Source organism: Rathayibacter sp. VKM Ac-2805 (assembly GCF_009834265.1).
Lineage (GTDB): Bacteria > Actinomycetota > Actinomycetes > Actinomycetales > Microbacteriaceae > Rathayibacter.
Genome location: NZ_CP047185.1, coordinates 657,689 through 684,303, shown reverse-complemented (window position 1 = coordinate 684,303; position 26,615 = coordinate 657,689). Strand labels below are relative to the sequence as shown.

Here is a 26,615-nt window from a genome sequence, read left to right as displayed (position 1 = left end):
CGTCCTCACTGCCCGCGGCGATCCGGGCGTCGGCGTCAGGCGTGGTTCACCTCGCCGACGGCGCTGTCGTCGTCGTCGCTCGGCGGGATGGTGCACAGGTGCTCGGCGACCAGGCCGGCCACCAGCAGGACGAGCGCACCCACGATGGTCGCGACGTCCTGCCACACGGAGCCTAGCGAAGGGATCGCACGGCTCAGCAGGTACACCAGGATGCCGCCGGAGGCTCCGAGCAGCAGAGCACCGACGTGGCTGGACGCCTTCGCCAGCACCACGACGCGCATCGCCCGGAACGGATCGATGGGCCGGCGCAGCGTGCCCTTCGTGGCGCGGTGGATCGGGACGGCGAAGCCGAGCACGAGGGCCGCGACCACGATCAGGGTCAGCGGAACCGTCAGCGGCGGGATGAGCACGGGGCGGCCGGCGGCGGCGATCGCGAGGTCGAGGAGGAACCCCGCGACGGCCCCGGCGAGGCCGAGTCCGAGCAGGGTGCTGATGCGGGTGCGCCTCACGGGGTCCTGCTCTCGGGGTCGGCGGTGCTGCCGCGGGCGGAGTCGCGCCCCGGCCAGGTCAACCCGGCCGGGTGGTCGGTCACGCGGTCGGTCGCCCGTGCGCGCAGCTCGGCCACGGGTCCGGCTCCGGGAAGGACCGCCGCCGGCTCGGCGTCGAGCCACGGCTCGAGCACGAACGCCCGCTCGGCCGCCCGCGGGTGCGGGAGGGTCAGGTGCGCGTCGTCGCGGAGCACGCCGCCGACCGCGATCACGTCGATGTCGAGTGTCCGGTCGCCCCAGCGCTCCTCGCCCTCGCCGCGGATCCGGCCTCCGGCCGCTTCGATCGCCGCCGTCGCCGCGAGCAGGTCGTCGGGCTCGAGGACGGTCGAGCCGGTCACGACCGCGTTGAGGTACCCGGGCGCGTCCTCGTCGACGCCCTCGGGCTTCCACGCGGGCGACTCGACGACCTTGGACACCGCCTCGATGCGCAGGCCCGGCGTCGTGGCGAGGGCCCGCAGCGCCTCCTCGAGGTGCGCCAGGCGGTCGCCGAGGTTGCTGCCGAGCGCGAGCACGACGTGGCGCACCGGGCGGACGCGCTCCTGCCGCGGCCTCACGAGCGGGTCCTCGTGATCTGCACGGCGACGTCCTCGAACGGCAGCGGGATCGGCGCGTCCGGCTTGTGGACGGTGATGCGGACGACGTCGGCGGCGGCGAAGCCCAGGGCGACCCGGGCGAGGCGCTCGGCCAGGGTCTCGATGAGGTCGACCGGGTCGCGGGTCACCGCGTCGGCCAGGGCGATCGCGAGCTCGCCGTAGTGCACCGTCTCGGCCAGCGCGTCGCCCTCGGCCGCCGGCGCGGTGTCGAGCCAGACCGTCGCGTCGATCACGAAGTCCTGTCCGTTCTCGCGCTCGAAGTCGAAGACGCCGTGGTGCGCGCGCACGCGCAGCCCGGTGAGGGTGATGGAGTCGCGCACGGCCAGGGCGGCGGGGTCGATCGCGGTCACGGGGTCTCCTCCTGGAGTCGGGCGGCGAGGGCCAGGGCACGGGCGGACGAGCGGACGTCGTGGACCCGGACGCCCCAGGCGCCGTGCTCGGCGGCGATGAGGCTCAGCATGGCGGAGACCTCGTCGCGCTCGGCGGCCGGGGCGCCGGCGGGGGCGAACGGAGCGAGGAACCGCTTGCGCGAGTGGCCGACCAGGACCGGGAAGCCCAGCGAGACGATCGCGTCGAGCCCGGCCAGCAGCGCCCAGTCGTGCGCGCCGACCTTCGCGAAGCCGAGGCCGGGGTCGAGCAGGAGGCGGTCGTCCCGGATCCCGGCCTCACGGGCGGCGTCGACGCGGCGCTCGAGCTCGCCGCGGACGTCCGCCACCACGTCGCCGTAGGACGCGAGAGCGGTCATGCCCGCGCTGTGCCCGCGCCAGTGCATCGCGATGTAGACGGCGCCGCGCTCGGCGACGAGCGGGAGCATCCGCGGATCGGCGAGGCCGCCGGAGACGTCGTTGACGACGACGGCGCCGGCGTCCAGGGCGGCCTCCGCCGTGGCGGCGCTCATCGTGTCGATGCTGACGCGCACCCCCTCCGCGGCGAGGGCGCGGACGACGGGCAGCACGCGGCCCTGCTCGGCGGCGGAGTCGACGCGGGCCGCACCGGGGCGGGTGCTCTCGCCGCCGACGTCGACCAGGTCCGCGCCGAACGCGGCGGGTCCGTCCCCGGCGGGCCGGGTCAGGTCGAGGCCGTGACGGACGGCGTCGTCGACGGACAGCCAGCGGCCGCCGTCGCTGAACGAGTCCGGAGTGACGTTGAGGATCCCGAGGAGCGCGGCGCGTCCGGTCGGCGTGAGGTCGGCGACGGTGGTGGCCACGTCACTCCTCCCGGGCGGCGCCGATCAGCGCGATGATCTCGGCGCGGGCGGCCGGGTCGGCGAGGGAGCCGCGGGCGGCGACCGTCACGGTCGAGCTCGCAGTCTGGCGCGGCCCGCGCATCCGCACGCAGCCGTGCTCGGCGTCGACCACGACGAGCACTCCCTCGGGAGCGAGGCCCTGCTCGAGCGCGTCGGCGATCTGCTCGGTCATCCGCTCCTGGATCTGCGGTCGCGACGCGACCGTCTCGACCACGCGCGGCAGCCGGCCGAGGCCGACGACCCGCTCGCGCGGCCGGTAGGCGATGTGCGCGACGCCGAGGAACGGCAGGAGGTGGTGCTCGCAGACGGAGCGGAAGGCGAGGTCGCGCATGATCACCGTCTGGTCGAGCGGCGACTCCTGGCCGCCCTCGACCACCGCGAACGTCTCGGTCAGCTGGGCTGCGGCGTCGTCGTCGAACCCGCCGAAGAACTCCTCGTACGCCTCGGCGAACCGCCGCGGCGTGTCGAGGAGTCCCTCGCGGCCCGGGTCGTCCCCGATGGCCGCGAGGATCTCGGCGACGGCCGCCTCGATGCGCGCCTTGTCGACGGGCACGCGCGCGCTACGCCGTCGCGGGGCGCGGGTTGATCAGCGGCGGGCGCTTCGGCGCGACCTCGTCGGCACCAGCGGAGGAGACTCCCCCGTCGGTCGCACCCGAGTCGATCGGCGCCTTGGCGACCGGAACCGCGATGGGCGGCAGGTCGGACAGGGGGCGCTTGTCGCTCGAGAGCCACTGCGGGCGCTCGTCGATGCGGCGGACGTCCTTGAAGATCTCGGCCAGCTGGTCGTGGTCGAGCGTCTCCTTCTCGAGCAGCTCCATCGCGAGGCGGTCGAGGATGTCGCGGTTGTCGTTGATGACCTGCCACGCCTCGTCGTGCGCCTGCTCGATGAGCTGGCGCGTCTCGGCGTCGACCGTCTCGGCGATCTGCTCGGAGTAGTCGCGCTGGTGGCCCATGTCGCGGCCGAGGAACATCTCGCCCGACGACTGGCCGAGCTTGACCGCTCCGACGTTCGCGGACATGCCGTAGTCGGTGACCATCTTGCGGGCGATGGAGGTCGCCTTCTCGATGTCGTTCGACGCTCCGGTGGTGGGGTCGTGGAAGACGATCTCCTCCGCGACGCGGCCGCCCATCGCGTACGTGAGCTGGTCGAGGAGCTCGTTGCGGGTCGTGGAGTACTTGTCCTCCAGCGGGAGCACCATCGTGTAGCCGAGGGCGCGACCGCGCGGAAGGATCGTGACCTTGGTCACGGGGTCGGTGTGGCGCATCGCCGCCGCCGCCAGAGCGTGTCCGCCCTCGTGGTAGGCGGTGATCAGCTTCTCCTTGTCGCGCATGACCCGCGTGCGGCGCTGCGGCCCCGCGATGACGCGGTCGATGGCCTCGTCGAGCGCGCGGTTGTCGATCAGCTGCGCGTTGGAGCGGGCGGTGAGCAGTGCGGCCTCGTTGAGGACGTTGGCCAGGTCGGCGCCGGTGAAGCCCGGGGTCTTGCGGGCGACGACCTCGAGGTCGACTCCGCCGGCGAGCGGCTTGCCGCGGCCGTGGACCTCGAGGATCCGCTTGCGGCCGAGCAGGTCGGGGGCGTCGACGCCGATCTGGCGGTCGAAGCGGCCCGGACGCAGCAGTGCGGGGTCGAGGATGTCAGGGCGGTTCGTCGCCGCGATCAGGATGACGTTCGTCTTGACGTCGAAGCCGTCCATCTCGACCAGCAGCTGGTTGAGGGTCTGCTCGCGTTCGTCGTGACCGCCACCCATGCCGGCGCCGCGGTGGCGGCCGACGGCGTCGATCTCATCGACGAAGATGATGGCCGGCGAGTTCTCCTTCGCCTGCTGGAAGAGATCGCGGACACGGCTCGCGCCGACGCCGACGAACATCTCGACGAAGTCCGATCCGGAGATGGAGTAGAAGGGGACGCCCGCCTCGCCCGCGACCGCGCGCGCCAGCAGGGTCTTGCCGGTGCCGGGAGGGCCGTAGAGCAGGACGCCCTTCGGGATGCGGGCGCCGACGGCCTGGAACTTCGCGGGCTCCTTGAGGAACTCCTTGATCTCGTGCAGCTCCTCGATCGCCTCGTCGGCGCCGGCGACATCGCCGAACGTGACCTTGGGCGACTCCTTCGAGACGAGCTTCGCCTTCGACTTGCCGAACTGCATGACGCGGTTGCCGCCGCCCTGCATGCCCGAGAGCATCAGCCAGAAGAACGCGCCGATCAGCAGGATGGGGAGCAGGAAGCCGAGAGCCGAGAGGAACCAGTTGGTCTGCGGGACCTCGTCGTTGTAGCCGGTGCTGCCGAGATCGGCCGCGGACACCGCGTCGACGACCTCCGCGCCGCGAGGGGCCACGTAGTAGAACTGCACCTGCGTGCCGTTGTCGCCGTCGGCCTGCTTGAGCGTGAGGTCGACGCGCTGCTCGCCGTCCACGATCTTCGCCGAGTCGACCTTGCCGTCCTTCAGGAGGTCGAGACCCTCCTGCGTCGTGACCGGCCGGAAGCCGGACATGGTGATCAGCGAGGAGCCGATCCACACCGCGACGATCGCCAGGACGACGTAGAGGATGGGACCCCGGAAGATGCGCTTCACGTTCATGCTTGTTGCGGGTGCGACACCCGGCGCCTTTCTGACGAGGAGATTGTGCCTGCCAGGCTACCTCCCGCACTCTGAGCGCCGCCCACGCGTTCGCCGTGGGCCGAACGGCCGCGGGCTGTGTGGTCCGGCGGGGATGCGGCGGGCCGCATCCCCGCGCGCGGTCGGCTTCGCGACGGGGTGCGTTCCGCAGAGCGGGGTGCGTCGGACTGCCGGGAAACGCTGGCACGCGTCGGCACCGTCCGGCGGGGATGCGGCGGGCCGCATCCCCGCGCGCGGTCGGCTCCACGAGATGGTGCGTTCCGCAGAGCGGGGTGCGTCGGACTGCCGGGAAACGCTGGCACGCGTTTCCCGGTCCGCGTCCTCTGCCTTGCGGGTGGAGGCGGATGTCTCACGGGCAGGACGGGCCGCGAGAACGCAGGAGTTGTCGCACTCGAGCTCGACAGCGACGACTACTGCGGTCTCGGGAAGGAGGCGAAGGTGTCCGAGCGGGGCGCGCCGCGAGAGCGCAGGAGTTGTCGCACTCGAGCTCGACAGCGACAACTACTGCGGTCTCGGGAAGGAGGCGAAGGTGTCCGAGCGGGGCGCGCCGCGACGAGGGGCAGCAGGCGCGGACGGATCGGGCCCGCCCGGTCCGCGTCAGGCCGACTCGAGGAGGGGCTCCGGGTCGCGGAGGGCGGGCACGAGGCCGCGGCGGCGGCGGGCGGCGGCCAGCACGGTCACGGCGAGCGCCCCGACCAGCCAGAGCACGAGCACCAGGACCGCGTGCGCGACTCCGATGCTGCCGCCGGCGATCAGCGAGCGGAACGCCTCCACCGTCCAGGTCAGCGGCAGCACCCCGTGGATCGCCTGGAAGAAGGCGGGAGCGGTCTCAACCGGGTAGGTGCCTCCGGCCGAGGACAGCTGCAGCACGATCATCAGCAGCGCCAGGAACCGGCCCGGGGCGTCCAGCAGCGCGATCAGCGCCTGGTTGATCGCCACGAAGGTGAGGCTCGTGAGCACGGCGATCCCGATCAGCCCGGGCAGGTTCGACGCCTCGACGCCCACTCCGAAGCGGATGACGAGCGCGGCCAGGACGCCCTGGGCGACCGCCATCAGCGCGCCGGGCAGGTAGCTGCGCAGTGCGATGACCCAGGCGGGCCGACGCGCGGCGAGGAGGCGGGAGCTGAGCGGGGCGCTCATCAGGTAGAAGGCGAGCGCGCCGACCCAGAGCGCGAGCGCCATGAAGTAGGGAGCGAGGCCGTAGCCGTAGGACGGCACGCGGTTCATCCGCTCGGCGTCGATCCCGACCGGGGCGGCCGCGACGGTGCTGAGCTCCTGAGCCTGCTCGCCGGTGTAGGTGGGCACGTCGTCCGCGCCGTCCGAGAGCTTCGTGTCGAGGGTGCGCGATCCGGAGGCGAGCGAGTCGATGCCGTCGGCGAGGTCCTGCGAACCGGTGGCCGCGTCGGCCGAGCCGGTCGCGGCGGTCTCGGCGCCGTCCGCGAGGTCCGAGGCGCCCGTCGCGAGGGCGGCCGTCCCGGAGGCGAGGTCGGAGGCGCCGGCGGCCGCGGAGGCGATTCCGCTGGTGAGCGGGCCGACCGCGCCGGAGAGGGTGTCCACTCCGCCGGCGACCTGCGCGGCTCCGCCGTCGAGGGTCGCAGCTCCCTGGGCGAGGGCCTGCGCACCGGTCTGCAGCTTCTGGGCGCCGTCGGCGGCGGAGGTCGCCCCGGTGGACAGGGCGGCGGTGCCGGTCGCGAGGTCGGCGGCTCCGCCCGAGACCGTGGCGGCACCGGCGGCGAGCGCCGTCAGTCCGCTGCCGTCGTCGCCGACGAGCGCGGTCGCACCGGAGGCGAGCGTCTGCGCGCCCGCGTCCGCCGAGGCGGCTCCGCCCGCGAGAGCGGCCGCACCCTGCTCGAGGGCGGTCAGCTCGGCCACACGCTGGGCATCGGACAGCGAGTCGTACCGCGAGAGCAGGGAGGCGAGGCCGGAGTCGACTCCGGTCGCTCCGGTGGCGAGTTGCGGAGTGGCGGTCGCGAGCGCTCCCGCGCCGGTCGCGAGCTGCTGGGCTCCTGCGAGGGCCTTCCCCGCTCCGTCGGAGAGGGAGGCGGACCCGGTGGCCAACGCCTCGGCGCCGGACGCCGCCGAGGCCGCGCCGTCCTTCAGGGTCGACGTCCCCGCGGCGAGGTCGGTGGCGCCCGAGGCGAGCGACGCCGCTCCGCCGTCGAGCTGCTGGGCGCCGTCGGCGACCGTGCGGGCTCCCGTGTCGAGCGCCGCCGCCTGGTCGGGCAGCTGCCCGGTCCCGCTCGCGATCCGCTGGAGTCCCGACGAGAGGTCGGACGCTCCGGAGGCCGCGCTCCCCGCGCCCGAGCGGAGGGAGTCGGCGCCGGTCGCCAGCTGCGCGGTGCCGTCCTGCAGCTGCGCGAGCCCGACGACCAGCTCGGAGGAGCCGGACGCCGCGGTCCCTGCGCCGTCCGCCAGCTGAGCGGCGCCGTCGGCGGCCTGCTCGAGGCTGGAGTGCACGTCGGTGAAGCCGAGGTAGACGTTCTCGAGGTACGTCGCGCCGACCTTCTCCTCCAGCGTCTTCGTCACGGTGGTGCCGATGGTGGAGGCGATGTTGCCGACGATCAGGTTGGCCGCGTCGTTCGTCTCGATCGACAGCTTCGCCTGCACGGCCGCGGCGGGGTCGTCGCCGCCGACCGAGGCGACGTCGGCCGAGAAGCCGGCCGGCACCGTCAGGACGGCGAGGACGTCACCGGAGGCGAGCTCGCGGGACGCCTCGTCGGCACCGGTCGCCGTCCAGGCGAAGTCCGAGCCGGACGTGTCGGTGGTGAGCTGCTCGGTCAGGTCGTCGCCGAGGGCGAGCGCGGAGCCGTCCGAGGCGGTCGCGCCGGTGTCCTCGTTGACGATCGCGGCGGGCACCGTGTCGAGGTGGTGCGTGGGATCGAGGTTGGCCGAGGTCAGCAGTCCCGCGTAGATCAGCGGGATGAGCGCGATCGCGGCGAAGACGACGACGAGGCGCGGGTTCACGGCGCGCAGGGCGCGGCGGAGCGGGGAGGTGGTCATGGTCCTTCTACTTCGTGGAGTGCAGGGCGGCGAGCCGCGGCGAGGCGACTCCGGTGACGAGGAGCTCGGCGATGTCGGCGGAGGCCGAGGCCGCGGGACGGCGGGCGTCGCCGTCGAGGAGCCAGCCGACGACAAGCCAGGTGGTGCCGGCGGCGAGGAGGACGGCGAAGCGCTCGACGCGTGCGTGGTCGCCGCCGCCCGATCCGCGCTCGGCGAGGGGCGAGAAGGCGAGGAGCCGCTGCGCGAGGAACGCGACGACCGACTCCTGCACGGCGCGGGCCGTGCCTCCGCTCAGCACGCGGCGGTAAAAGTCGGCGTGCACGAGCAGGCCCTCGAGGAGCCCGCGGACGATGCGGGGGACCGCGCCCTCCCAATCGGCGGGGGCGGTGCCGGGAGCGACGTCACCGAACAGCGCGTGCATCCGCTCCACCGCGGCGGCCTCGATCAGTGACGGCACATCCCCGAAGTGCTGGTAGAACGTGGGGCGGCTGACGCCCGCGGCGCCGCAGAGCTCCGTGATGGAGGGCTGGTCGTCGCCCGGGCGGTCGAGGGCCGTCGTGATCGCGGTGAGCAGGAGCTCGCGCGAGCGGGTGAGCCGCGGATCGGTCACGGGGTCCTTCTTCCCGGCGCGAGGAGCGCCTTCTTTACGTCCGTCAGATAACTTACAACCGTAAAGAAGAGCGCGCAAGCGTCAGGAGGAGGGCGGCTCCGGGAGCAGCGTCGCGATGGCGGACGTGTCGACGATCACCGAGTCGTGCGGAGTCAGTCCCGGGCTCCGCGGCGTCGGCACCGGCAGGCGCACGAGGAGGGCGCCCGGATCCACGCCGAAGCGCCCGGAGCGGGTGCGGCCGACCGGATCCCCGTCCAGCTCGGCGAGCACCGGCTGGTCGAGCTCGAACGAGAACTCGCGGCCGGGCCACTGCCGGAGGGAGGCGAGCCCGTTGCGGTTGCCGGTCGCGACATCCAGCGCGAGGCCGAAGCGCCGACGCAGCAGCACCAGCTCCAGGTCGCCGTCGTCGAGCACCGCTCCTGCGGCCAGCTCGATGTTCGCGACCACGGAGCTGCAGTTGCAGGCCAGCACCATGAAGCAGCGCTGCGGAGGCTCCTCCGCGCCGTCGATCGTGAGGGTCACCTCGAATCCGGCCTTGAACATCGCCGGCGCGCCCGCCGCGAAGTAGGCGCCCCAGCCCACCCGCTTCTTCAGCTCCTCGTCCGTCTTGTCCATGATCTCGGCGTCCAGGCCCACCCCGCCCATCACCATGAACACCCGCTCCTCGCCGTCGTCGAACGCGGCCGTGCCCACGTCGATGGCGCGGTCCTGCCCGAGCAGGGCGATCTCGACCGCCTCGGGCAGCGAGCCGAGCGGGATCCCGAGGTTCCGCGCGAGGAGGTTGCCCGTGCCGCTGGGCAGCAGGCCGTAGGGGACGCCGGTCCCGCGCAGCACCGTGGCGACGGCGCGGACGGTGCCGTCGCCGCCCATCGAGCAGACCAGGTCCGGGCCCGCCTCGAGTGCGGCGCGGGCCGCGGCGGCACCGGAGTCGCCCGGGCTGGTCTCGAACCAGAGCGGCTCGTTCCAGCCGTGGCGGCGCGCGATCGTCGCGACCAGGTCCTCCGCGGCGCCGACGTCGTCGAACTTGCTCGGGTTGATCACGACGGCGACGGTGCGCTTCTCGGGTGCCTTCACCCCGTCAGTCTGACGGCACCGGCGACCGGTCCAGTCGCGCTGACGCCTCCAGGGCGAGCACGGCGCCGATCTCGGCCGAGAGCGTGGCGGGCAGCGACGGAGGCGCGTCCCAGCGGGGCCCGGCCAGCAGCACGCCGCGGCGGACGCTCGAGCTCTGCAGCGCGGCGACGCTGTCGGCGACGAAGCCGCGGACGCGAGCCGCCACCGCGGGCGCGACTCCGCTCGTCGTGGCGAGGTCGACGAGGTGCCGGTAGGCGATGCCCCCGAACAGGGCGCCGTCCCCCGAGCCCTGGTCGACGAAGACGCCGTCGGGGGCGAGCCGGTCGAGCAGGTCCTCGGCCGTGCGGGAGGCGTGGGCGACCAGGCGGGGGTCGGGCCGCAGGCGGTGCAGGGCGAGCGCCGCCCCGATGTAGACGGCGTGGTTGTAGCTGAAGGCCCAGTCGTCGCGCGCGGAGCCTCCCTCGCGTCCGATGCCGTCGGCGACGAAGCCGGTGTCGTCGTCGCGGAGCCGCACGTGCATCCAGTCGAGGGCGGCGCGCGAGAGCTCCTCCCGGCCGTCGGGCCGCAGCCGCTCCAGGCGCGCGCCGAGGATCGCGAACGGGCCGTTCGCGGGCGCGTTCTTGTAGTCCAGCTGCCGGCGGCGCCAGGCGAGGCTCGCCCCGTGGCGGAGGTTCCAGCCCTTCGCGACGGCGAAGCGCCACAGGCGGTCGGCCCGGTCGAGGAACCGCGGGTCGCCGGAGGCCTCCCCGAGGCGGGCGAGCGCGCCGCCGAGCCACATCATGTCGTCGAAGTAGCCGTTGACCAGGCGCCCGCCGTTGCGGAGGCGGATCGCGCGGTGGATCCGCCGGGCACGCTCCAGGTGCGCCTCGTCGCCCGTGCGCTCGAAGGCGTCGACGGCCGCGTCGATCGCGTGCGCGAGCCACCAGTAGTTGAACTCGAGGTCGGCCCGCAGCGAGGTCGGGTAGCTCATGTGGTAGCCCAGCAGCGGCACCGCGAAGAGCCGCTCGAGGCTCTCCTGCGCGGTGTCCGCGGGGCTACTCGTAGACGTGCGGGGCGAGGACGGCGACATCGCGGAGGTTGCGGTAGCGCTCGGCGTAGTCGAGCCCGTACCCGATCACGAACTCGTTCGGGATGTCGAAGCCGACGTAGGCCACGTCGACCTCGACCTTGGCGGCCGCGGGCTTGCGGAACAGCGCGCAGATCTCGACGGACTCGGCGCCGCGGCTGCGGAGGTTGCCCTGCAGCCACGAGAGCGTGAGGCCGGAGTCGATGATGTCCTCGACGATCAGCACCTTGCGGTTCGTGATGTCGGAGTCGAGGTCCTTCAGGATCCGCACGACGCCGGAGGACTTGGTGCCGCTCCCGTAGGACGAGACGGCCATCCAGTCCATGACGATGTCGAGCTTGAGCTCGCGGGCCAGATCGGCCATCACCATCACGGCGCCGCGCAGCACCCCGACGATGAGCAGGTTCTCGCCCGCGTAGTCGCGCTCGATGGCGCGGGCCAGGTCGCGGATCCGCTCGTGGATCTCGGCCTCGGTGTAGAGGACCTCGGTGATGTCGTCGGCGATGTCGGCTGCTTCCACCCGGCCACTCTACGGGTGACCGGCCCCCGTCTCCCCTCCGCGAGACTCCGCTCTCGTACACCTCCGTCGGCGAGTCGCGTGCCGGAGCGGCATCTCGCGGGGAGGGGTCGGGCGCCCCGCGGGGACCGGCCTCGCGGAAACGGGGTCAGGAGGAGGCGGGTGCGAAGACGAGGGTGGTGCCGCGGCGGGTGGCGAGGACGCCGGGGAGGTCGACGCCCTTCTGGCCGTGCCAGTCGGTGACCAGCGCGGCGACCGCCAGCGTCTGCGAGCGCGAGAGCGCGACTCCGAACTCGTTCGCCACGACCAGGCGGATGATCCGCTGCCGCAGCGCCGGCGGGTCCGCGGCGAGCCCGCGCGCGTCGACCGTGACGTGCCCCGCCTCGTCCTGGCCCACCAGCTCGAGCGCCCAGTCGAGGGCGAGCGCGTCGAGCGCGTCCCCGTCCTCCCGCAGCTGCTCGGCCGTGCGCGCCAGAGCCTGTGCCACTCCCGGCCCGAGCTCGTCCTCCAGCACGGGCAGCACGCGGTTCCGCACCCGGACCCGCGAGTAGCGGGGGTCGTCGTTGTGCGGGTCGTTCCACGGTACGAGCCCCTGGTCGGCGCAGGCGAGGCGGGTCGTCTCGCGCCGCAGGCCCAGGAGCGGCCGCCTCAGCGGCCCGCTCACCGGCGCCATCCCGTGCAGCGAGGCCGCACCGGCTCCGCGGGCGAGCCTCAGCAGCACCGTCTCGGCCTGGTCGTCGAGGGTGTGGCCCAGGAGGATCGCGGCGGCGCCCGTCGCGGTCAGCGCGTCGTCGAAGGCGCGGTAGCGCGCGCTGCGGGCGGCCGCCTCCGGACCGCCCTCGGCGGACACCGTCACCACCTCGCGCAGCACCGGCGCGAGCCCCAGCGCGTGCGCCTGCTCCGCGGCCCGCCGCGCGACCTCCGCCGACGCCTCCTGCAGCCCGTGGTCGACGATCACCGCGCCGGCCCGCCTCCCGCCCCGCGGGGCCTCGAAGGCGACCGCCGCCGCGAGCGCGAGCGAGTCCGCTCCCCCGCTCAGCGCGACCAGCACGAGCGCTCCGGGGTCGAGCCCGTCGAGGCTCTCGCGCACCGCCCGCCGCAGATCGGCGACGGCGGGGGTCAGGCGGGGGCGATCGGGCACATCAAGTAACGTAATGCCAGCGATCCGCCCCTCCCGCGCGCGCACCCGCGCGAGCGTTCCGGAGGCCGATCCGTCCGCCGATGCGCCGCTCACGGCGCCACCGACTCAAGGAGAGAGCATGGCCGCATACGACGTCGTCGTCGAGATCCCCAAGGGGAGCCGCAACAAGTACGAGGTCGACCACGAGACCGGTCGCGTCTACCTCGACCGCGTGCTCTTCACCTCCTTCGTCTACCCGACGGACTACGGGTACTTCGAGAACACCCTCGGCCTCGACGGCGACCCCGTCGACGCGCTGGTGCTGCTCGAGTACCCCGTCTTCCCGGGCGTGGGCGTCTCCGTCCGCCCGGTCGGCGTGCTCAACATGAGCGACGAGGCCGGCTCCGACGCGAAGGTGATCGTGGTCCCCGCGAAGGACCCGCGCTGGCAGCACATCCAGGACATCGGCGACGTCCCGGAGCAGACGAAGAACGAGATCAAGCACTTCTTCGAGCGCTACAAGGACCTCGAGCCCGGCAAGTGGGTCAAGGTCGACGCCTGGGGCGACGCCGCCGAGGCGGAGCAGATCGTCCAGGACGGCATCAAGAAGCTGGCCGAAGAGGGTCACTGACCCCTCGCACCAACGAAGGAACCCCCTCCCGTCGTCTCGACAGGAGGGGGTTCTCTCGTTGCGCGGTGCGGCCGCAGCTCAGGCGGCCGGGCGGCCGACCATGCCGGCGGGCGTGCCCCAGGTGTTCCAGATGCGCACGGGCTTGCCGTAGTCGGCGGCCTCGATGATCTGGTTGTTCCCGAGGTAGATGGCCACGTGGTAGTAGTCTCCGCCGCCGCCCCAGAAGATCAGGTCGCCGCGCTGGCGCTGGCTGTAGGGGACGAGCTTGCCGGCGCCGGCCATGGTGTTGTACTGGTTCGTCGCCGAGTGGGTGCCGATGTAGATGCCCGAGGACGCGTACGAGGCCTTGGTGAGGCCCGAGCAGTCCCACTGGTCCGGGCCCATGCCGCCGAGGACGTACTCCTCGCCGAGCTGAGCCATCGCGTACGAGATCGCGTTCTCGACGGCGCCGCTGGTCGGCACCAGGACCGGAGCGGTCACCGGCTGCGGGAGCGGCTGAGCCGCCGGCTGGGCGACCGGCTGAGCAGCGGGCTGGGCCGGAGCAGGAGCGGGCTGCTGCTGCGCGGGCTGCGGCGCGGCGGGCTGCGGGAGGGACGCGGTCTGACGCGACGGGGCGGCGGTGTCGGCCTGCGCCGAGGACTGCTGCTGGGCGGAGCGGGCGGTGGACTGCGCCTGAGCGGCGGCCTCCGCCTCGGCCTGCGCCTGAGCGGCGGCCTCGTCGGCCTGGCGCTTCTGCTCGCCCGCGAGGTACTGGGTCTCGGCCTCGACCGAGGAGTCCTTCAGCAGAGCGAGCTGGGCGACCAGCTCCTGCGACTTCTCCTCCTGCGCCGAGAGCGACGCGCGGGCCGACTCGGCGGCGGCGTCGGCGTCCTTGCGCGCGGCGTCGGCCTCGTCCGAGAGCGCCTGGTGCTCGGTGACGGCGCGGTCTGCCTGGTCGCCGAGCGACTCCGCGTTCTGCTTGTCGGCGAGGGCGTCGGCGTAGACCTTCTGCGACTGCTCCGAGAGCTGCGACATCGCGCCGAGCTGGTAGAGCAGGTCGCCCGCGTCCTTGCCCTTGGCCACGAGGCTGGCGGAGAGGTCGCCGCCGGCGGCGCGAGAGAGGTGCGCGGCCAGCAGGCCGGCGCGCATCTTCGAGGTCTGGGCCTTGGCGGAGGCGGTGGTCGCCTTCTCCTCGAGGTCGGCGACGGCCTTCGCAGCGGCGTCGAGCGCCTCCTTGGCCTGGCGCCAGGCCTCGGCCTTCTTCATCGCGGTGATCGACTTCTCGTCGACCGCGGTCTGCAGGCTCGCGATGAGGCCGGTGATCGAGTCGATCTCGGCCTGCTTGCTCGCCTCGTCCTTCTTGGCGTTCTGCACGTCGTCCCACGTGGGGTACTTCGCGTCGTCGGCGAGGGCCGGGGTGATGCCGAGGGACGCGGTGACCGCCGTGACCGCGAAGGCGGCGGAGATGACGAGCGGGAGGCGGCCCTTCCAGGCGCGCTCCCGGGGTGCCGGGGTGAAGGTGCGTGCGGTCGTCTGTGCGTCAGCCAAGGGTGACTCCTCGTTGGGCCATGAACGGTTGGGCGTCGACGGCGGAGCCGTTGACGCGGGTCTCGAAGTGCAGGTGGCAGCCGGTGGAGGCGCCGGTCGAGCCGACGGCGGCGATCTGCTCGCCCGCCTGGACCTGCTGGCCGACGCGGACGTAGATCCCGCCGGACATGATGTGGGCGTAGCCGGTGCTGATGCCGCTGCCGTGGTCGATCAGAACCCAGTTGCCGTAGGTGCCGTTGGGGCCCGCGTAGGAGACGGTGCCGCTGTGCGCCGCGAAGATCGGGATGCCGCAGCCGCCCGCGAGGTCGGTGCCGCGGTGGTACGAGCCGGAGGATCCTCCGCCGGTCGAGATGCTGTCGCGCGGGCCGAAGGTGCCGGTGATGCGGCCTCCGGCAGGGCGGACCCAGCCGGAGTCGCTGACGGCGCTGGAGCCGCCGCCGCCCGAGGGGGCGACGTACCCGCCACCGCCACCGCCACCGCTGCCGCCGCTGGATGCGGCTGCGGCCCGAGCGGCCTCGCGGCGCGCGGCCTCGGCCTGGGCGGCGGCCTGACGAGCGGCCTCCTCCTCGGCGAGCTTCCGGAGGCGCTCGGCCTCGCGGGCGGCGACGCCGGCCTCGTACTCGGCCACGGTCTTCGACTCGGTGTCGCGGAGCGCGGCGAGCTGCTGCTCGAGCACGACGCTCTGCTCCTGCTGCTCGGCGAGCGCGGCCTCGGACGCCTCCTGAGCGGCGGTCGCCTCGGCCAGCTTCTGCTCGGCGGCGACGCGGAGGCGCTCGCGCTCCGTCTGCGCGACCTCGGCCTGGTCGGCGAGGGACGACGCGGTGTTCCGGGCGGTGCTGGCCTGCTCGTAGATCGCGGAGGAGCGCTCGACCAGCTTGGTCATGCTCCCGATCTTCGACAGCAGCTGGTCGGCCTGGCCGGCCTTCTGGTCGAGGAAGATGTTGACGGACAGGTCGGTGCCGGTGCTGCGGTAGAGCTGCGCGGCGAGCAGGCCCGCCTGCTGCGAGGCCTTGTCGGCCTCCTCGGCGCTGGCGGCGGCCCGGTCCTCGAGCTTCTTCGACTGGTCCGAGGCCTCGTCGAACGCCTGCTGAGCGGCGAAGTGCTCGTCGCCGCGCTGCTGCGCGAGCTGCTGGGCGGAGGCGACCTCGCTCTGGAGGTCGCCGATCAGGGACGTGATCCGGTCGACCTGAGCCGCGGCGGCGGCGGTGTCGCCCTTCGCCGCCTCGACGTCGGCCCACGACGGGTACTCGACCGCCTGGGCGGGAGTGGCGACGAGCAGGCCGGCGACGAGCGCGACGACGGCGGAGGCCAGGGCAGCACCTCGGAGTCGCCCGAGTCGCGGCGCGCCGGGGAGGCGGGCGGGACGCGGACGGCGCAGGGAGTGGGGCATGGGACCTCGGGGATAGGGGGCCCTCCCTCCGCGGCGGTGCGGCTCCGGCGCGCGGGTGGGGGGAAGAGCGATTCCGCCCCACCCTAACCGCGGCCCTGCCCGATCTCCTAGACCCGGGTCAACCCCGGACGGGGTGCACGCCGCCTGCGGAACCGTCGATTTTGCATCCTGCGCCGCAGCCCCCTATGCTTGCGTGTCGGTAGTCATGGGGGGTCGGCCGCAGGGTCGCCCCGCGAGTCTCCGGCCCCATCGTTTAGTGGCCTAGGACACCGCCCTTTCACGGCGGCAGCACGGGTTCGAATCCCGTTGGGGTCACGGATGGGTCGGTACTACCAGCACCACCAGAAGTACCAGCACCACCGGAAAGTGCATCGGCTCGCGAGGGTCGGGGCGTGAAAATAGAACAGCCTCGAAGGCAGTATGCTTGTCTTCGCAACGAGGCCCTGTAGCGCAGTTGGTTAGCGTGCCGCCCTGTCACGGCGGAGGTCGCGGGTTCAAGTCCCGTCAGGGTCGCAAAGAGGCCCTTCCGAGAGGAAGGGCCTTTTTCAGGAGATCACCTCTCCAGCGACATCACGTCGCAACGGCTCTGTAGCTCAGTTGGTAGAGCGCACGACTGAAAATCGTGAGGTCACGGGATCGACGCCCGTCGGAGCCACTGGAACCCTCGCCTAGCTTCTACATGGCGGGGGTTTCTTCGTACCCGGAGGTCCTCGCCGCCGCGATCCGCCGCACATCCCTCCCGTTCCGGCCCGCGCCGAGCAGTGACTGCGGCCCGGATCCCGTCCAGGCGGTCTGCGTAGGCTGGCCCGGCCATGCGACCCGACGCCTTCCCGCCGCCCGATCCCGCGACTCTCGCGCCCGACTCCGCTGGGGCGCCCTCGTGGTCGGCCGAGCCCCTCGCCTCGGTCCACGCGCCCTACTCCTCCCTCCTCTACCTGCCCGATCCTCGGGTCCGCTGGGGTCTGCCGACCGCCGTGCTCACGATCGTCGGGATCGTCCTGCCGCTGGCCGTGCTCATCCTGCTGTTCGGGTTCGGCGTGCTCCCCTACTCCGCCGGACTCGCCTTCGCGGGGGCGCTCGCGAGCTACCTCGTCGCGCTGATCGTCCCGTTCGCGGCGTCTCGGCTGCGCGGGCTGGGCACGATGGCGGCCGACTTCGGGCTGCGGTTCCGCTGGATCGACGTGCCCATCGGGATCGGGCTCGGCATCGCTGTGCGCGTCGTGATCCTGTTCGTGCTCGCCGCGTTCGCTCCGCTCCTCCAGGACGCGCAGGGGAACCTCGACATCGACCCCGACCCGCTGTGGTTCGTGCTGAGCTCGGTCCTCATCCCCGTCGTCGTCGCGCCGCTGGTCGAGGAGGTCCTCTGCCGCGGCGTCGTGATGCGCGCGGTGCGGAACCGGATGCTCCGGGGCTCGGCGGAGTCGGCGCCGCCCACCCGCGGCCGCCGCGTCTGGGCGATGGTGTTCAGCATCCTGGCGTCCACGGCGGTCTTCGCCCTGCTGCACGGGCACCAGATGGTGAACCCGGCGACGATCGTGACGCTCGGCGTGACGACGGTCACCGCGGGACTCGCGCACGGCTGGATCGCGACGATCACCGGGCGGCTCGGAGCGGCGATCGTCTCGCACGCGACGCTGAACGGCACCGCGGTGCTGCTGCTGGCGCTGCTGCCGCTGCTGACTCCGTAGGGAGATCTCGAGAGGCCCGCTGCGCGGGCTGCTCGATCGGCAGGAGTCGGGGCGGCCCGATCGTGGGCGTGGGGCGGCGCGTCAGACGTCGTAGGTGCGCGCCCCGGGCAGCGGGCCGCGGACCTGGCGGTGGAGGCGCTCCATGTCGGCGTCGAGGGTGGCGGCGGTGCGAGCCGCGTCGGCGAGGCCGTCGAGGAGCTCCTGCGGGACCTGGCGGTCGTACTTGTAGTAGATCTTGTGCTCCAGGCTCGCCCAGAAGTCCATCGCGATGGTCCGGAACTGCACCTCGACGCAGACGTCGACCGATCCGCCGGAGAGGAACACGGGCACCTCGACGATCGCGTGCAGGCTCTTGTAGCCGTTCTCCTTCGGCTCGGCGATGTAGTCCTTCACCTCGAGCACCGTCACGTCGGACTGCGAGGTGAGCAGGTCGAAGACGCGGTAGACGTCCGAGACGAAGCTGCAGGTGATCCGCACGCCGGCGATGTCGGTGATCGCGTCGGCGATGCCGTCGAAGGTCGTCTCGCAGCCCTTGCGCTCGATCTTCTCGATCAGGCTGTCGGCCGACTTGAGCCGGCTCGTGACGTGCTCGATCGGGTTGTACTCCTGCAGCTCGCGGAACTCCTCCTGCAGGATCGACACCTTCGTGACGATCTCGTCCATCCCGAACTTGTACTGGAGCATGAAGCGCGCGAAGTCGTCGCGCAGGGCGCGGATCTCGGCGACGGTGGTGGCGTCGAGCGCTTCGGCGACGGCATCCGTCAGCGGAGGGACGGCGTGCGCGGGTTCGGGGATGCGGGATTCCACAGTCGGACACCCTACGCGCGGAGTCGTTCGAGACCGGTGGGAGGCGCCCGGCCTAGCCTGGGAGCGTGATCACCGAGCCCCGCCCGCTGCGCTTCTGCGCGTTCGTCATGAACACCGCCTCCCACATCCAGCACGGCCTCTGGCGCCACCCCGACGCCCGGCAGCACGAGTTCGACGACGTGCAGCTCTGGATCGACCTCGCCCGGACGCTGGAGCGCGGCCGCTTCGACGCGATGTTCTTCGCCGACGTGGCGGGGCTCTACGGTCCGGCGGACGGCGACTGGGACGTCAACGCCCGCGAGGGGCTGCAGCTGCCCAGCAACGACCCGTCGGTGCTGCTCTCGGCCCTGGCGGTGAGCACCGAGCACCTCGGCTTCGCGTTCACGAGCTCGGTGCTGCAGTCGCATCCGTTCGACTTCGCCCGGAAGGTCTCGACCCTCGACCACCTCTCGAAGGGGCGGATCGCCTGGAACATCGTCACCAGCGCCCTCGACGGCGCGGCCCGCAACTTCGGCTACGACCGGCTCGAGGAGCACGACGAGCGCTACGCCTGGGCGCAGGAGTACCTCGACGTGGTCTACAAGCTGTGGGAGGGCTCGTGGGACGACGGCGCGCTCCTGCGCGACAAGAGCGGCTCCTTCGCCGACCCGGCGCGCATCCACCGCATCGACCACGTCGGGAAGCGCTACCGCGTGCAGGGGCCGCACCTCTCGGCTCCGTCGCCCCAGCGCACGCCCGTGCTCTTCCAGGCCGGCTCCTCCCCCGCGGGCCGGCGCTTCGCCGCGCGGAACGCGGAGGCGCAGTTCGTGTTCTCGGGGTCGCCGGAGAAGACCCGCGAGCTGATCGAGGACACGCGGGCCCTCGCCGCGGCGGCCGGTCGCGGAGCGGGTGCGCCCTCCTTCTACCTGGGGCTCTCCTTCATCACCGGCGACACGGAGGAGGAGGCGCGCCGCGCTGAGCGCGAGATCGACGAGTACCTCTCCTCCGACGCCTTCCTCGTGCACTCGAACCTCGGCTTCGACCCGGCGACGGGCGAGAAGCTCGACCCCGACCTGCCGCTCTCGGCGATCGAGACCTACGCCGGCCAGAGCCACCTGCAGTGGATCCGGGACGCCTCCCCCGACCGCGAGCCGACCGTCCGCGACCTGGCCCGGCTCTCGGCGAAGCTGCGCGGACGGGTCGTCGGCACTCCCGAGCAGATCGCCGACCACCTGGCGGGCTGGCGCGACGCGGGGATCGACGGGATCAACGTCGTCAACTGGATCCTGCCCGGCAGCTACGAGGAGTTCGTCGACCGGGTGATGCCGGTGCTCCAGGAGCGGGGCCTCGCGCAGACCGAGTACGCCGAGGGGACGCTGCGCCGCAAGCTGTTCGGGACGGACGAGCTGCCGGCGACGCACCCGGCGCGGGCGTACCGCGGGGCGTTCGCGGGCTGAGCCGCCGCGGGCCGGGCTCTGCGCGTCCGCTGCCCCTGCACGGGCCGCTCGCCTCGCCCCGCGCCCTCCGTCGGGCGGGGGACGCGAGGGCGGGCGCGGCTCCGTAGCGTCGAGGGATGATCCAGACCTGGGGAGTCCTGACCGCGCTGTACGGAGTCGTCGTGACGGCGGTCGCGGTGCTCGCGATCGTCCTGCTGGTGCTGCTGTGCCGCCTGGTGCTCGCCGCGCGCGAGAACCTGCAGGCCTCGACGCGGCTGCGCGAGCTGCAGATCGAGCGGATGCTTCTCGAGGACGAGTAGCGGACGCGCGTCGCCGGCCGAGACCAGGTCTCCTCGGCGAGGAGCACTCGCGGCCGACGACGCGCGGTCCGGTCAGGGCAGAGCGGGTCGCGCCTCCGGGCGGGGCGCCCGCGGGATGAGCAGGCCGAGGGCGACGGCGACCAGCGCTCCGATCGCGCCGATCACGAACGTGGTCTCGAAGCCCTGCGAGCTCGGCAGCTGCACGCCGCCGACCGATACGGTCAGCTGCGCGAGCACGCCCGCGGTCACGGCGGAGGAGAGCGTCGTGCCGAGGGTGCGCATCAGCGAGTTCAGCCCGTTCGCGGCGGCGGTCTCCGAGGCGGGGACGGCGTGCATGATGAGCGTCGGCATCGCGGCGTAGGCGAGGCCCAGGCCGACCCCGATGAGGGCGTTGATCACCAGGATCTGCCACACCTCGCCGCCGAACGGGAGGATCAGCAGGTACGAGACCGCGATCAGCCCGGAGCCGGCGATCAGCACGAGCCGCGGCCCGGACTGCGCCGAGAGGCGGGCGGCGAGCGGGGACGTCGCCATCATCGCCAGGCCCGAGGGGGCGAGCACGAGGCTCGCCACGATCAGGCTCAGGCCGAAGCCGACGCCCGACGCGGCGGGCAGCTCGAGGCGCTGCGGCAGGGTGATCTGGGCGCCGAAGAACGCGAAGCCGACCGCCACCGAGGCGAGGTTGGTGAAGAGCACGGCGGGGCGGGCGGCCACCCGGAGGTCGACGAGCGGGCTCTCCTGCCGCAGCTCGTACCAGCCCCAGAGGAGCAGGACGGCGATGCCGCCGAGGCCGGAACCGAGGATCGCGGGGCTCGTCCAGCCGGAGTCGTTGCCGCGCGAGACGGCGATCAGCACGCCGCTCAGTCCGAGGGCGAGGCCGATCGTGCCGACCACGTCGAAGGTGCCGGGCGAGCGCAGCGTCGACACCGGCACGACCAGGAGGACGAGGACGATGTCGAGGACGCCGAGGCCTGCGGACATCCAGAACAGGACGTGCCAGTCGGTGTTCTGCGCGATGAGGGCGCTGAGCGGCAGGCCGAGCGCGCCGCCGATGCCGAGGGTCGCGCTGACCAGGGCGATCGCGCCGGGGAGCCGGTCGCGGTGGAGGGTGTCGCGGAGGATCGAGATGCCGAGCGGGATGACGCCCATCACCGCGCCCTGGAGGGCCCGGCCCACGACCAGCGTCCACACGTCGCCCGCGAAGGCGCACACGATCGAGCCGATCACGAGGACGACCAGCGCGGCCACGGCCATCCGCCGCTTGCCGTAGAGGTCGCCGAGGCGGCCCGAGACCGGGGTGAGGATGCAGGCGCTCAGCAGCGTCGCGGTGATCACCCACGCGGTCTCGGTGCGGTCGGCGCCGAGCAGCGTCGGCAGCTCGGACTGGATCGGGACGACCAGCGTCTGCATGAAGGAGGCGCTCATGCCCGCGAAGGCGAGGACGGCGGTGATGAGGCGCGGGTCCGGCGAGCGGGTCAGGGAGCGTCTGTCGGAGTCGGGCACGGCGGTCCTTCGTGTCGGCGGCGGACGCGCACCCGGACCGCAGCGGCGGGCGGGCCGTCGTCGGCGGGATCGTATCGCTCGGCTCTGCTTTCGACCGGCTCGGGGCTCAACAGCGCGGGCGGCCGCTTTGTTCCCTCCTCCTCCTTCCCGCGCGCGTCGGGCAGGACGAGGATGGGCGGATGATCGACATCGAGAGCTGGATCGCCGGCTACGAGAAGGCCTGGGCCACGGACGACGCGGCAGATGTGGCCGCACTGTTCACCGAGGACGCCGAGTACTTCACGGCGCCGCACCGCGACGCGATCACTCCGCGCGACGCGATCGTGGAGTGGTGGCTGGCGGAGGAGGAGCCCGCCGACCCGACGTTCGCGTGGGGCCTGGTCGCGCTGACGGAGGAGACCGCCGTGGTGGAGGCGCGCACCGTCTACCCGGGCGACCGCACCTACCTGAACCTCTGGGTCATCCGCTTCGCCCCCGACGGGCGGGCGCGCTCGTTCACCGAGTGGTACATGGAGGAGCCGGCCGACTCCGTGTCCTGACCCGCGCGGGTCCCCAGGGAGTGGCGAGGAGCCCTCAGCGGCGCCCGGTCAGAGCTGCGCGGCCGCGAAGGTGTCGCAGCTGGTGGCGTCGCCCTCGAAGCCGGCCTGGAACCAGCGCTGCCGCTGCTCGGCCGAGCCGTGCGTCCATCCCTCCGGATCGACGGTGCCGGTGGCCTGCTCCTGGATGCGGTCGTCGCCGACGGCGGCCGCGGCGCCGAGCGCGTCCTGGTACTCCTGCGCCGTCACCGGCTTGAGGTAGGGCGTGCCGGTCTCGTCGGGCACCGTCGAGGCGTCGCCCACCCAGGCTCCGGCGAAGCAGTCGGCCTGCAGCTCGAGGCGCACCGAGTCCGACTCGGGGCCGGTGCCGGAGCGGTCCGCCGACTCCATCGCGCCGGTCAGGTTCTGGATGTGGTGGCCCCACTCGTGGGCGAGGATGTACATCTGCGCGAGCGATCCGCCCGAGGTGTCGAACCGGGTGCGCAGCTCGTCGAAGAAGTCGGTGTCGAGGTAGATCGTCCGGTCCGGCGGGCAGTAGAACGGGCCGACCGCGGCGGTCGCGCTCCCGCAGCCGGTGGTGGTGCTGTCCTCGAACAGGTCGACGCCGGTCGGGGTCGTGTAGGCGACTCCGAGGGTGGGCGTCTGCTCGCCCCAGTAGCGGTCGAGCGACTCGGCCGCACCCTCGAGGCGGCAGTCGACCTGCGTGTTCGCGTCGGCGCCGCTGTCGCAGGCCACCGCGGTGGAGGTGACGCCCTCCGGCGAGGACCCGCCTCCGCCGAACACCTCGCCGAGGCCCGAGAGGTTCACGCCGAGCAGCTGCGAGAGCAGCGCGAGCACGACCACGCCCACCGCGCCCCCGCCGACGGCGATGCCGGTGGTGCGGCCGCGGCGGCGGACCTTGCCGCCGCTGAGCTGGGAGTCGTCGTTGAAGGTCATGCCGACGAAGCTAGCGCTCCGCGGACGGGCTCCGCTCGGGCTTGCGGTCAGCCCCAGCGCGACTCGCTGGCCGAGCGGATGATCTCGAGCAGCGCCTCGCGCAGGGGGCCGTGCTCGAGCGAGCCCGGGAACATGTCGACCTCGAGGCGGTGCGCCCGGCGCCAGGCCTCGCCGCCCGCGTCGGTGAGCGCGACGAGCTGCCGGCGGCGGTCCGACGGATCCGTGGTGCGCGAGACGTGGCCCTCGCGCTCGAGGCGCTCGATGGTGCGCGACATGGTCTGCACCTCGACGTGGGCCGCGGCGGCCAGCTCCTTCTGCGCGACGGGACCCGCCTGCAGGAGGTGCAGCACGATCAGGCCGGCATGGGTGAGGCCGATCTCGGCGAGGGCGCCGTGCCAGGCGTGCTCGACCATCCGGGAGGCGGTGGAGAGCAGCCGACCGGTGGGCCAGTCCTCCATCCCGGAGGCGTCGTCCGCGCGCATCTGATCAGGGTAGACCCGCTCCCGGGACACGACGGCACCGGGCGCGGCACGCTCAGGCACGGGCGCCCGGGCATCCCGGCCGCGGGGCGCGGACCGCCCCGCCCGTCAGGACGCGAAGCGGTCCGTCGCCTCGATCAGCGCGTCGAGGATCCCCGGCTCGTCGAAGGCGTGGCCCGCGTCGGCGATCATCCGGAAGTCGGCCTCGGGCCAGGCCCGGTGCAGGTCCCAGGCGGTGAAGGCCGGGGTGCACATGTCGTAGCGGCCCTGCACGATGACGGCCGGGATGTCGCGGAGGACGCCGGCGTCGCGGATCAGCTGCCCCTCCTCCAGCCAGCCCCTGTGCACGAAGAAGTGGTTCTCGATGCGGGCGAAGGCGAGCGCGAAGACGGGATCGGACCAGTCCGCGATCAGCTCCGGCTTCTGCAGGAGGGTGATGGTCGACGCCTCCCAGGTGGTCCAGGCGACACCGGCGGGGCCGTGCACGGCGGGGTCCGCGTCGTGGAGCAGGCGGTAGTACGCCTCGATGAGGCTGCCCCGCTCGCCGGCCGGGACGACGGAGGTGTAGCCCTCCCAGAGGTCCGGGTAGACCGCGGCGGCGCCGCCCTCGTAGAACCACTCGAGTTCGGCGCGGCGGAGGGTGAAGATCCCGCGGAGGACGATCTCGCTGACCCGCTCGGGGTGGGTCTCGGCGTAGGCGAGGGCGAGGGTCGAGCCCCAGGAGCCGCCGAGCACGAGCCAGCGCTCGACGCCGAGGTGCTCGCGGAGGCGCTCGATGTCGGCGACCAGGTACCAGGTGGTGTTGGTCGAGAGGTCGGCCTCCGGCTCGCCGGCGTGCGGGGTGGAGCGGCCGCACATCCGCTGGTCGAACAGCACGATGCGGTACTTCTCGGGGTCGAACAGCCGGCGGTGGGCGGGCGAGGTGCCGGCTCCGGGGCCGCCGTGCAGGAACACGACGGGCTTGCCCTCGGGGTTGCCCGAGACCTCCCAGTAGAGCGAGTGGCCGTCGCCGACGTCGAGCATGCCGGAGTCGTGGGGCTCGATCTCGGGGTACAGAGTGCGCATGGCTCGCACCCTACCGACTGTCAGGGTCGCGGTCCGCGAGGCGGGCGGCCCGGCACAGGAGAGGCCGGGAGCGCCCGCGTCCACCCTGCGCACCCCTCCCGCGGTCGTTACTGTGGAGCGGACCTGCACGCCCCCGTCGAAGGAGCCCCCATGCCCACCACTGTGCGCGGCGTCATCGCCCGGTCGAAGGGCGCTCCCGTGGAGCTCGTCGACATCGTCGTCCCCGACCCGGGCCCGGGCGAGGCCGTGGTCGACATCGAGACCTGCGGTGTCTGCCACACCGACTTCCACTACCGCGAGGGCGGGATCAGCGACGACTTCCCCTTCCTCCTCGGTCACGAGGCGGCCGGACGGGTCAGCGCGATCGGAGAGGGAGTCACCCACGTCGCGGTCGGCGACTTCGTGGTCCTCAACTGGCGCGCGGTCTGCGGCGAGTGCCGGGCCTGCACCCGGGCCGAGCCCTGGTACTGCTTCGACACCTTCAACGCGACGCAGCGGATGACCCTGGAGGACGGAACCGAGCTCAGCCCCGCCCTCGGGATCGGGGCCTTCGCCGAGAAGACCCTCGTGCACGCGAAACAGTGCACGAAGGTCGATCCGGAGGCGGACCCCGCCGCGGTCGGCCTGCTCGGCTGCGGGATCATGGCGGGCCTCGGCGCGGCGATGAACACCGGGAACGTGACGCGCGGCGACTCCGTCGCGGTCATCGGCTGCGGAGGAGTCGGCACGGCCGCCGTGGTCGGCGCCGCTCTCGCGGGCGCCGGCACGGTCATCGCGATCGACCGGGACCCCAAGAAGCTGGTCGCGGCCGAGAAGCTCGGCGCCACGCACGTCATCGACTCCAGCGGCCTCGACGAGGCGGGCGTCGTCGCGGCGGTGCAGGCCCTGACGAACGGCTTCGGAGCGGACGTCGTCATCGACGCCGTGGGCCGCCCCGAGACCTGGCGCCAGGCGTTCTACGCCCGCGACCTCGCCGGGACCGTGGTGCTGGTCGGGGTGCCGACTCCCGAGATGACGCTCGAGATCCCCCTGCTCGACGTCTTCGGCCGCGGCGGCTCGCTGAAGTCGAGCTGGTACGGCGACTGCCTGCCGGAGAGGGACTTCCCGATGCTGACCGGCCTCTACCTCCAGGGCCGCCTGCCCCTGGACGAGTTCGTGAGCGAGCGGATCGGGATCGAGGACATCGAGGAGGCCTTCGCCACGATGGCGGGCGGCGACGTGCTCCGCTCGGTGGTGGTGCTCTGATGGGCGCGCGGATCGAGCAGCTCGTCACGAGCGGCACCTTCAGCCTCGACGGCGGCACCTGGGACGTCGACAACAACGTCTGGATCGTCGGCGACGACTCCGAGTGCGTCGTCATCGACGCCGCCCACGACGCGGACGCGATCCTCGCGGCCGTCGGCGAGCGCCGGCTCCTCGCCGTGCTGCTGACCCACGGGCACGACGACCACCTCGACGCGGTCGAGGGAGTCCGCGCTGCGACCGGCGCCCCGGTGCTGCTCCACGAGGCCGACCGGATGCTGTGGGACGCCGTGCACCCCGGCACTGCCCCGAGCGGCGGCCTGGTCGACGGGCGGATCGTGCCCGTCGCCGGCGTCGAGCTCGAGGTGCGGCACACCCCGGGCCACACCCCCGGCGCCGTCTGCTTCGTCGCCGAGGCGCTCGGCACGGTGTTCACCGGCGACACCCTCTTCCAGGGCGGGCCGGGGGCCACCGGCCGCTCCTACAGCGACTTCCCGACGATCATCGACTCGATCACGGAGCGCCTGCTGACGCTGCCCGCCGAGACGGTCGTCCGGACCGGTCACGGCGACTCGACGACGATCGGGGCGGAGGCGCCGCACCGCGAGGAGTGGATCGCGCGCGGGCACTGACTTGGGCGGGGGCGGGAGGGGGGGCACCGGCCTAACATGCGAACTATGCGCCAAC

At 73.0% G+C, this 26,615-nt stretch carries 26 protein-coding genes and 3 tRNA genes; 10 read left to right on the top strand and 19 right to left on the bottom strand.

Annotation, left to right across the window (positions count from 1 at the left end):
• Nucleotides 1-35: 35 nt before the first annotated feature.
• From GSU40_RS03125 to tilS, 12 genes are all read right to left on the bottom strand, one after another.
• The gene (locus tag GSU40_RS03125) at nt 36-509 is read right to left on the bottom strand and encodes a DUF3180 domain-containing protein (protein ID WP_104238407.1); all 474 of its coding nucleotides are present in this window, start codon (nt 507-509) and stop codon (nt 36-38) included.
• Complete coding sequence (gene folK / locus GSU40_RS03120) at nt 506-1,102, bottom strand: 2-amino-4-hydroxy-6-hydroxymethyldihydropteridine diphosphokinase (RefSeq protein WP_160033611.1); 597 nt, start codon at nt 1,100-1,102, stop codon at nt 506-508. Before folK ends, GSU40_RS03125 begins: the two co-directional genes overlap by 4 nt.
• The gene (gene folB, locus GSU40_RS03115) at nt 1,099-1,491 is read right to left on the bottom strand and encodes a dihydroneopterin aldolase (protein WP_104347803.1); all 393 of its coding nucleotides are present in this window, start codon (nt 1,489-1,491) and stop codon (nt 1,099-1,101) included. The genes folK and folB overlap by 4 nt, the downstream gene beginning before the upstream one ends.
• Nucleotides 1,488-2,348 carry a dihydropteroate synthase gene (folP, locus tag GSU40_RS03110; protein WP_104224102.1) on the bottom strand — a complete coding sequence of 287 codons (861 nt, stop codon included), beginning with the start codon at nt 2,346-2,348 and terminating at the stop codon, nt 1,488-1,490. The genes folB and folP overlap by 4 nt, the downstream gene beginning before the upstream one ends.
• A gap of 1 nt (nt 2,349) precedes the next feature.
• A complete protein-coding gene (gene folE, locus GSU40_RS03105) occupies nt 2,350-2,940 on the bottom strand; it encodes a GTP cyclohydrolase I FolE (RefSeq protein ID WP_160033609.1) in 591 nt (196 codons plus the stop codon).
• A gap of 7 nt (nt 2,941-2,947) precedes the next feature.
• A complete protein-coding gene (ftsH, locus tag GSU40_RS03100; protein WP_104224104.1) occupies nt 2,948-4,963 on the bottom strand; it encodes an ATP-dependent zinc metalloprotease FtsH in 2,016 nt (671 codons plus the stop codon).
• 636 nt (nt 4,964-5,599) lie between these two features.
• Nucleotides 5,600-8,002, bottom strand: a complete 2,403-nt coding sequence (locus GSU40_RS03095) for a YhgE/Pip domain-containing protein (protein WP_104287741.1) — start codon at nt 8,000-8,002, stop codon at nt 5,600-5,602.
• A gap of 7 nt (nt 8,003-8,009) precedes the next feature.
• Nucleotides 8,010-8,612: a TetR/AcrR family transcriptional regulator gene (locus GSU40_RS03090; protein WP_104248069.1), complete on the bottom strand. Its 603-nt coding sequence runs from the start codon at nt 8,610-8,612 to the stop codon at nt 8,010-8,012.
• A gap of 81 nt (nt 8,613-8,693) precedes the next feature.
• The gene (locus tag GSU40_RS03085; RefSeq protein WP_104234307.1) at nt 8,694-9,686 is read right to left on the bottom strand and encodes a diacylglycerol kinase family protein; all 993 of its coding nucleotides are present in this window, start codon (nt 9,684-9,686) and stop codon (nt 8,694-8,696) included.
• A gap of 4 nt (nt 9,687-9,690) precedes the next feature.
• Nucleotides 9,691-10,755, bottom strand: coding sequence for a glycoside hydrolase family 76 protein (locus GSU40_RS03080; RefSeq protein ID WP_160033607.1), 1,065 nt, complete (start codon nt 10,753-10,755; stop codon nt 9,691-9,693).
• Nucleotides 10,721-11,272, bottom strand: a complete 552-nt coding sequence (hpt, locus tag GSU40_RS03075; protein ID WP_104224109.1) for a hypoxanthine phosphoribosyltransferase — start codon at nt 11,270-11,272, stop codon at nt 10,721-10,723. The genes GSU40_RS03080 and hpt overlap by 35 nt, the downstream gene beginning before the upstream one ends.
• Nucleotides 11,273-11,417: 145 nt before the next feature.
• The gene (gene tilS, locus GSU40_RS03070) at nt 11,418-12,410 is read right to left on the bottom strand and encodes a tRNA lysidine(34) synthetase TilS (RefSeq protein WP_160033605.1); all 993 of its coding nucleotides are present in this window, start codon (nt 12,408-12,410) and stop codon (nt 11,418-11,420) included.
• Nucleotides 12,411-12,528: 118 nt separating this feature from the next.
• On the opposite strand from tilS, the gene ppa reads away from it, so the two are divergent.
• The gene (gene ppa, locus GSU40_RS03065) at nt 12,529-13,020 is read left to right on the top strand and encodes an inorganic diphosphatase (RefSeq protein ID WP_068255683.1); all 492 of its coding nucleotides are present in this window, start codon (nt 12,529-12,531) and stop codon (nt 13,018-13,020) included.
• A 78-nt stretch (nt 13,021-13,098) separates the two neighbouring features.
• Here the strand turns inward: ppa and GSU40_RS03060 are convergent, their stop codons facing one another.
• Nucleotides 13,099-14,547, bottom strand: coding sequence for a C40 family peptidase (locus GSU40_RS03060; protein ID WP_244229573.1), 1,449 nt, complete (start codon nt 14,545-14,547; stop codon nt 13,099-13,101).
• Nucleotides 14,540-15,937, bottom strand: a complete 1,398-nt coding sequence (locus tag GSU40_RS03055; protein WP_104238398.1) for a M23 family metallopeptidase — start codon at nt 15,935-15,937, stop codon at nt 14,540-14,542. The genes GSU40_RS03060 and GSU40_RS03055 overlap by 8 nt, the downstream gene beginning before the upstream one ends.
• Nucleotides 15,938-16,179: 242 nt before the next feature.
• Between GSU40_RS03055 and GSU40_RS03050 the strand changes: the two genes are divergently transcribed.
• The 4 genes from GSU40_RS03050 (at nt 16,180) to GSU40_RS03035 (ending at nt 17,625) form a co-directional block, all read left to right on the top strand.
• Nucleotides 16,180-16,252 (top strand) — tRNA-Glu (locus GSU40_RS03050).
• Between the two features lie 124 nt (nt 16,253-16,376).
• Nucleotides 16,377-16,450, top strand: a tRNA-Asp gene (locus GSU40_RS03045).
• 69 nt (nt 16,451-16,519) lie between these two features.
• A tRNA-Phe gene (locus tag GSU40_RS03040) sits at nt 16,520-16,592 on the top strand.
• Nucleotides 16,593-16,749: 157 nt separating this feature from the next.
• Nucleotides 16,750-17,625, top strand: a complete 876-nt coding sequence (locus GSU40_RS03035) for a type II CAAX endopeptidase family protein (RefSeq protein ID WP_160033603.1) — start codon at nt 16,750-16,752, stop codon at nt 17,623-17,625.
• A gap of 81 nt (nt 17,626-17,706) precedes the next feature.
• Here the strand turns inward: GSU40_RS03035 and GSU40_RS03030 are convergent, their stop codons facing one another.
• Complete coding sequence (locus GSU40_RS03030) at nt 17,707-18,309, bottom strand: GTP pyrophosphokinase family protein (RefSeq protein WP_104224409.1); 603 nt, start codon at nt 18,307-18,309, stop codon at nt 17,707-17,709.
• Between the two features lie 191 nt (nt 18,310-18,500).
• Between GSU40_RS03030 and GSU40_RS03025 the strand changes: the two genes are divergently transcribed.
• Both GSU40_RS03025 and GSU40_RS03020 read left to right on the top strand, forming a co-directional pair.
• The gene (locus tag GSU40_RS03025; protein WP_104224408.1) at nt 18,501-19,868 is read left to right on the top strand and encodes an NtaA/DmoA family FMN-dependent monooxygenase; all 1,368 of its coding nucleotides are present in this window, start codon (nt 18,501-18,503) and stop codon (nt 19,866-19,868) included.
• A 116-nt stretch (nt 19,869-19,984) separates the two neighbouring features.
• On the top strand, nt 19,985-20,167 hold the full coding sequence (locus GSU40_RS03020; RefSeq protein ID WP_104224402.1) for a hypothetical protein: 183 nt from the start codon (nt 19,985-19,987) through the stop codon (nt 20,165-20,167).
• A 72-nt stretch (nt 20,168-20,239) separates the two neighbouring features.
• Here GSU40_RS03020 and GSU40_RS03015 read toward each other — a convergent pair whose 3' ends face one another.
• Nucleotides 20,240-21,670, bottom strand: coding sequence for an MFS transporter (locus tag GSU40_RS03015; RefSeq protein ID WP_244229572.1), 1,431 nt, complete (start codon nt 21,668-21,670; stop codon nt 20,240-20,242).
• Nucleotides 21,671-21,849: 179 nt separating this feature from the next.
• Here GSU40_RS03015 and GSU40_RS03010 point away from each other — a divergent pair, with 179 nt between their 5' ends.
• Nucleotides 21,850-22,209 (top strand): nuclear transport factor 2 family protein, encoded by a 360-nt coding sequence (locus GSU40_RS03010; protein ID WP_104255526.1) that lies wholly within the window; start codon nt 21,850-21,852, stop codon nt 22,207-22,209.
• Nucleotides 22,210-22,257: 48 nt separating this feature from the next.
• Here GSU40_RS03010 and GSU40_RS03005 read toward each other — a convergent pair whose 3' ends face one another.
• From GSU40_RS03005 to pip, 3 genes are all read right to left on the bottom strand, one after another.
• Entirely contained in the window at nt 22,258-23,142 is an 885-nt protein-coding gene (locus tag GSU40_RS03005; RefSeq protein ID WP_104224400.1) for a neutral zinc metallopeptidase, read from the bottom strand.
• 47 nt (nt 23,143-23,189) lie between these two features.
• Nucleotides 23,190-23,624, bottom strand: a complete 435-nt coding sequence (locus tag GSU40_RS03000; protein WP_104224399.1) for a MarR family transcriptional regulator — start codon at nt 23,622-23,624, stop codon at nt 23,190-23,192.
• Nucleotides 23,625-23,729: 105 nt separating this feature from the next.
• On the bottom strand, nt 23,730-24,686 hold the full coding sequence (gene pip / locus GSU40_RS02995) for a prolyl aminopeptidase (protein ID WP_104226020.1): 957 nt from the start codon (nt 24,684-24,686) through the stop codon (nt 23,730-23,732).
• A gap of 150 nt (nt 24,687-24,836) precedes the next feature.
• Between pip and GSU40_RS02990 the strand changes: the two genes are divergently transcribed.
• Nucleotides 24,837-25,931 (top strand): S-(hydroxymethyl)mycothiol dehydrogenase, encoded by a 1,095-nt coding sequence (locus GSU40_RS02990; protein ID WP_104226021.1) that lies wholly within the window; start codon nt 24,837-24,839, stop codon nt 25,929-25,931.
• On the top strand, nt 25,931-26,560 hold the full coding sequence (locus tag GSU40_RS02985; protein ID WP_104226022.1) for an MBL fold metallo-hydrolase: 630 nt from the start codon (nt 25,931-25,933) through the stop codon (nt 26,558-26,560). Before GSU40_RS02990 ends, GSU40_RS02985 begins: the two co-directional genes overlap by 1 nt.
• Nucleotides 26,561-26,615 lie beyond the last annotated feature (55 nt).

Bases quoted from the DNA above. Each gene is read 5' to 3' on its own strand.
- GSU40_RS03095 (WP_104287741.1), bottom strand. From the start codon at position 8,002: ATGACCACCTCCCCGCTCCGCCGCGCCCTGCGCGCCGTGAACCCGCGC.
- GSU40_RS02990 (WP_104226021.1), top strand. From the start codon at position 24,837: ATGCCCACCACTGTGCGCGGCGTCATCGCCCGGTCGAAGGGCGCTCCC.
- GSU40_RS03005 (WP_104224400.1), bottom strand. From the start codon at position 23,142: ATGACCTTCAACGACGACTCCCAGCTCAGCGGCGGCAAGGTCCGCCGC.
- ftsH (WP_104224104.1), bottom strand. From the start codon at position 4,963: ATGAACGTGAAGCGCATCTTCCGGGGTCCCATCCTCTACGTCGTCCTG.
- pip (WP_104226020.1), bottom strand. From the start codon at position 24,686: ATGCGCACTCTGTACCCCGAGATCGAGCCCCACGACTCCGGCATGCTC.
- GSU40_RS03010 (WP_104255526.1), top strand. From the start codon at position 21,850: ATGATCGACATCGAGAGCTGGATCGCCGGCTACGAGAAGGCCTGGGCC.
- GSU40_RS03035 (WP_160033603.1), top strand. From the start codon at position 16,750: ATGCGACCCGACGCCTTCCCGCCGCCCGATCCCGCGACTCTCGCGCCC.
- GSU40_RS02985 (WP_104226022.1), top strand. From the start codon at position 25,931: ATGGGCGCGCGGATCGAGCAGCTCGTCACGAGCGGCACCTTCAGCCTC.
- GSU40_RS03030 (WP_104224409.1), bottom strand. From the start codon at position 18,309: ATGCTCCAGTACAAGTTCGGGATGGACGAGATCGTCACGAAGGTGTCG.
- GSU40_RS03080 (WP_160033607.1), bottom strand. From the start codon at position 10,755: ATGTCGCCGTCCTCGCCCCGCACGTCTACGAGTAGCCCCGCGGACACC.
- GSU40_RS03055 (WP_104238398.1), bottom strand. From the start codon at position 15,937: ATGCCCCACTCCCTGCGCCGTCCGCGTCCCGCCCGCCTCCCCGGCGCG.
- GSU40_RS03000 (WP_104224399.1), bottom strand. From the start codon at position 23,624: ATGCGCGCGGACGACGCCTCCGGGATGGAGGACTGGCCCACCGGTCGG.
- GSU40_RS03020 (WP_104224402.1), top strand. From the start codon at position 19,985: ATGATCCAGACCTGGGGAGTCCTGACCGCGCTGTACGGAGTCGTCGTG.
- ppa (WP_068255683.1), top strand. From the start codon at position 12,529: ATGGCCGCATACGACGTCGTCGTCGAGATCCCCAAGGGGAGCCGCAAC.